The sequence below is a fragment of the Variovorax sp. 20P10.2.4 genome (assembly GCF_058244205.1).
In genome coordinates this window covers 1-4,853 of sequence record NZ_JBZAYE010000549.1, presented here as the reverse complement: position 1 = coordinate 4,853, position 4,853 = coordinate 1, and the positions used below count along the sequence as shown (strand labels likewise).

The following is a 4,853-nucleotide window of genomic DNA, read 5'->3' as shown; positions in this document are numbered from 1 at the left end:
GTCGATGCGGGCAGCGACGAGGCACCGGCGGCGACCTGCACGACCGGCGATTGCGTCCGGGCCGCGGCCTGCGAGCATCCGTCGCGCTAGCGATCCGCGTCGAGGCACGGGGACGACAATGGGGCACGCCCCACTCGCCGCCCCCGCATGCCCTCCCCCACCACGATCCTCTCCGTCTTCGCCCACCGGCCGATCGACGGCCTGCTCGAGAACCACGCGGCCTATGCGGCGCGCTGGGGCTATGCGCACGAGGCCAGGGACAGCCTGCACGTGTTCGGCGACCGGCAGGCCGAGCTCTACAAGTACCACGCGATCTACGGCGCCTTGCTCGCGCTGGCCGATGGCGGGCTGCTGCTGGTGCTCGACGAGTTCTCGGTTGTCTACGGCCGGCAGAAGCTCGAGGACGTGGCACAGGGCCATGACTTCGTGGTCGTGTCGCAGGAGCCCGGCGCCAGCCTGCCCACATCGAGCGGGATGATCCTGCGCAACACCGCCGAGGTCCGCGAGCGGCTGCGGCTGCTGGTGTTCCATCTGTCGGTGAGCGTGGCCGGCGACCCGGACACGCTGGGCAAGTCCGCCGGCGAACACCTGGGCGAGGCCTTCGCCGTGCATCCGCTCGAGAACCGCCTGGCCAACGGCTTCTACAGCAGCATCCAGGCCGTCTGGGACGGCGGCGGCCGCGTCGCCATCGACCAGTTGCCGAAGGTGGTGCCGCTGGTCGCGCATGCGGCGCCGCGCTGGGAACGCCAGCATGGCGTGTGGCTGCCGACCTATGGCTACGACTTCCGCTACGTCAGCGTGCTGCTCGAGCAGGCGCGCGCCTTCGAGGAGGAACGGCCGCTCGACCTGCCGGCGCAGTGGGAGCAGGCCGCGCAGGAGGCACGGGGAGGCGAGCTGCACCTGAACCCGCAGGCGAAGATCGCCTTCGTCTCGTTCTACGACGCCAAGGTGGCGGGCTACGGCCGCATCCACGAAGACAACCTCGCACGCTACTGCGAGCGCCACGGCTATGGCCATCACCTCTATCGCGAGCTGCCGGCCTTCGTGCCGGCGGGCGTGCAGGCCAACTGGGCCAAGATGCACCTGGTGCGCGAGCATCTGGCGCAGCACGAGCAGCTGTTCTGGATCGATGCCGACATCCTCGCGATCAACCAGCGCCTGGGCGTGGAAGAGGTGCTCGGCGCGCGCGACTTCGTGATCGGCATGGACCACAGTGCCTGGCCGGCGAACTCGGGGCTGATGGGCTTCAGGCCCGGGCCGCGCATGCGGCAGTTCGTCGACCATGTCTGCGCGGCGATCGAGGCCGTGCCCGACAAGTCCAACGTCTACGCGGGCGGGGGCGACCAGGCCAGCGTGCTCGCGGGCATGCGCCGGTTCGGGCTCGAGAACGCCGAGCACGTGGTCGACGCGATCTCGCTCGCGCCGGCGCCGATCTACGCGACCCGCGACAGCCGCTTCGTGCACTTTCCGTCGCAGATCAATGCCTACCGGGCCGAGGCGATGCGGGCCTGGGACCGGTGGAGCCACGAACAGTGAAGCGTCAGACGTTCTTCGCGAAGATGATGAAGCCCGTGCGGTCCGCGACCTTGTCGTAGAGCCGCTGCCCCGCGAGGTTGGTCTCGTGGGTCTGCCAGTAGACGCGCTTCACGCCCGCCTGAGAAGCGCGTTCGTACACGCCCTCGATCAGCCGCCGGCCCACGCCCTGCCCGCGCAGCGAAGGCAGCGTGAACAGGTCCTGCAGATAGCAGGTCGGCTCGATGCGCGTGGTGCTGCGGTGGAACAGGTAGTGCGTGAGGCCGACCAGCCGGCCCTCGTGCTCGGCCACGAGCGCATGCACGGGCTCGTAGGCGTCGAAGAAGCGCTGCCAGGTGGCCTGCGTGATCGCATCAGGCAAGGCGGTCGGGCCCTCGCGCTCGTAGAAGGCGTTGTAGCCGTCCCAGAGCGGCTTCCAGTCGGCGTAGTCGTCGCGCGTGGGCGGGCGGATGACGAGGGTCGGGTTCATGGCGTGTGCAATGGCGCGGGTGCGCGTCGGGCGAAAAGCCCGCATTGCAACACGAACCGACGCGACAGGGCTAAGGATTCGCTGAAGCTGCCGTGGCCCCGAAGAAGGCCTCGAGCGCCCGCGTCGGCAACTGGCCGCGCAGACCGATCGCGACCACCGCGGCACCTTCGGCATCGAGCGGCGCGGTGGCCCGCCGCAGCATGCCGTGGCGGCCTGCGTACTGGACTTCGGACCAGGCCTCGCCGCCGCCCTCGGCCTCGATCTTCAGCAGGCCCTTGAGCCGCAGCACGCCGGGCGGCATCGCGCGCATCCAGGCGCGCAAGGCCTCGGGCGCGAACACGGCTGGGGGCCGCGCGCTCCAGGTCGCGAACTGCGCGCCATGGTCGGCGTGGTGCGCATGGTCGTGATCGTGGCCGCAGCCCGGCACATCGCAATGCGCATGCAGCCTGGCCTGCCCATGCAACCCCGAGGCCAGCGCGAGCGGCAGCTCCGACTGCGTGGTCGCGACCCGCGGCGTGCCCGGCACGGTCGCGTCGAGCCAGGCCGTGGCGGCCGCCAGTGCGGCATCGCCCGCGATGTCGGTCTTGTTGAGCACCACGAGGTCGGCCGACTTCACCTGCCGCGCCAGCGTGTCGGCCAGCAGCGGATCGCGCGACTGCGCGGCGACCGCGCTCGCATCGACCAGCACCAGCACGGCCTGCAGGCTCAGTTCGGGCGCGGCCATGCCGATCTGCGCGATGCGCCAGGGGTCGGACACGCCGCTGGCCTCGATCACCACGGCGTCGAACGGCGTCTCGGCGTCGATCGTGCCCTGCAGCGCGCGCCCGAGGTCGTCGCCGATCTGGCAGCAGACGCAGCCGTTGGTGAGCGCGACGATGTCGCCATGGCGCGCGGCGATCAGGCCGGCATCGATGTTGAGCGCGCCGAAGTCGTTGACCAGCACCGCCATGCGCAGGCCCTCTGCCTCGGCCAGCCAGCGGTTGAGCAGCGTGGTCTTGCCGGCGCCGAGGAAGCCGCCGACGACCGTGAGCGGCAGGCGCCGCGCCGTCTTCGCGGTCATCGCGCCCTCATGCCTCGAACACGCGGCCCGACAGCACCGTGCCCCACACGCGCAGGTCCTTGAGCCGCATCGGGTCGACGGCCAGCGGGTCCTCCTCGAGCACGCAGAAGTCGGCGCGCTTGCCGCACTCGATGCTCCCGATCTCGCCATCGAGCTTGAGGGTCCAGGCCGCGCCCAGCGTGATGGCGCGCAATGCCTGTTCGACCGTGATGCGCTCGGCCGCGCCGAGCACGCGGCCCTTGGGCGTGACGCGGTTGACCGCGCACCAGGCGGTGAACAGCGGGCCCAGCGGCGTGACCGGCGCATCTGAATGGATCGCCAGCGGTACGCCGGCGGCGAGCGCGCTGCCGCAGGCGTCGAGCCGGTTGGCGCGGTCGGGGCCCATGGTCATCTCGTAGTGCTGGTCGCCCCAGTACCAGATGTGGTTGGCGAACAGGTTGGCGCACAGGCCCAGCGCCGCCATGCGGCGGAACAGCGGCGCGTCGATCATCTGGCCGTGCTGCAGCGTGTGGCGGTGGTCGGGGCGCGGCGCGCGCGCGAGCACGCGGCCGATGGCGTCGATCGCGACCTCGCTGGCCTCGTCGCCGTTGGTGTGGGTGTGGATGGTGAGGCCGGCGCGGTGGTAGGTCTCGAAGTCGGCCTCGTACTGCGCGGGCGCGGTCACCCAGATGCCGTTGGGCGCGCCGTTGAAATGGCCGGGCCAGCGCAGCCGTGCCGAGAAGCCCTGGATCGAGCCGTCGAGCATCATCTTCACGAGGCCGTAGCGCAGCCGGTCGGTGTTGCGCGGCATCAGCGAGCGCACATGCTCCGCGCCCTGCGCCGCGCCATGCGTGCCGTGGAAGGCCTGGAACGCGGGCAGGATGCGCACCGCGAAATCCTCGGCGCCGGTGGCGCGCTCGAGCACGCCGCAGTCCTCCTCGGTGAGCTTGTTGACCAGGTCGGTGGCGGTGGTCACGCCCTGCATGCAGGCCAGCCGCGCGAAGGAGCGCACGCCGGCCTCGGTCATCGGCGCCAGCAGGCCGGCATTGCCGATCCTGCGCAGCACGAGGAACATCGCGGCCGGCTCCTGCAACTCGCCCGTGGGCTCGCCCGCGGCCGGCCCGGCGGCGAACTTGACCACGCCCTCGACCTCGTTGTCGCGCGTGATGTCGGCGATGCGCAGCATCGCGCTGTTGACGTTCATCAGGTGGCCGTTGGCATGGCCGATGACGATCGGCCGCGTGGCGCTCGCGCGGTCGACGTGTTCCACCGTCATGCGCTCGCCGCCGAAGTAGATCGGATCGAAGCCCCAGGCCACCAGCGGCTCGGACTCGGGCCGGCCCTCGGCCTGCATGCGCGCGGCGATCTCGGCCAGGCGCGCGACCACGGCCTCCATCGACCGCAGGCCGCTCCAGACCTTGCCCTGCGGATCGCGCCGGTCGAACCAGCCCAGGTACGCCCAGTCCCACATGCTGCCTTCCTTGAGGTGGCAGTGGCCCTCGACCAGCCCCGGCATCAGCACCTTGGACGCGAAGCGCTCGTCGAGCGCGAAGTCGCCCCAGGCGCGCATGTCGTCGAGCGAGCCGACCGCGAGCACGCGCCCGTCGCGCACCGCGACATGCGTGGCCTCGGGCTGCATCGGGTTCATCGTGAGGATCTTGCGGGCGCTGTAGACGGTGGTGGCGGTCATGGATTCGGGAAGGAGGATGGACGGGGCGCGACGCGATGTTCGCGCGGATTCAATCGGCCTGCAGGCGCAGGGGCGGCAGCGGCAGGCCGTCGGCCAGCCCGACGCGGCGGCAGCGCACCCAA

General features: G+C 71.1%; 4 protein-coding genes. 1 reads left to right on the top strand and 3 read right to left on the bottom strand.

Annotated features, from left to right (window positions below; genetic code table 11):
- Positions 1 to 147 precede the first annotated feature (147 nt).
- Positions 148 to 1,536 (top strand): glycosyltransferase family protein, encoded by a 1,389-nt coding sequence (locus AC27VN_RS32665; RefSeq protein WP_490879250.1) that lies wholly within the window; start codon positions 148 to 150, stop codon positions 1,534 to 1,536.
- A gap of 4 nt (positions 1,537 to 1,540) precedes the next feature.
- Here the strand turns inward: AC27VN_RS32665 and AC27VN_RS32660 are convergent, their stop codons facing one another.
- The 3 genes from AC27VN_RS32660 to AC27VN_RS32650 all read right to left on the bottom strand — a co-directional run bounded on the left by AC27VN_RS32660 (position 1,541) and on the right by AC27VN_RS32650 (position 4,731).
- Positions 1,541 to 2,002, bottom strand: coding sequence for a GNAT family N-acetyltransferase (locus tag AC27VN_RS32660; RefSeq protein ID WP_490879249.1), 462 nt, complete (start codon positions 2,000 to 2,002; stop codon positions 1,541 to 1,543).
- A 70-nt stretch (positions 2,003 to 2,072) separates the two neighbouring features.
- Complete coding sequence (locus AC27VN_RS32655) at positions 2,073 to 3,062, bottom strand: CobW family GTP-binding protein (RefSeq protein WP_490879248.1); 990 nt, start codon at positions 3,060 to 3,062, stop codon at positions 2,073 to 2,075.
- A 7-nt stretch (positions 3,063 to 3,069) separates the two neighbouring features.
- Complete coding sequence (locus AC27VN_RS32650) at positions 3,070 to 4,731, bottom strand: amidohydrolase (protein ID WP_490879247.1); 1,662 nt, start codon at positions 4,729 to 4,731, stop codon at positions 3,070 to 3,072.
- Between the last annotated feature and the right edge of the window lie 122 nt (positions 4,732 to 4,853).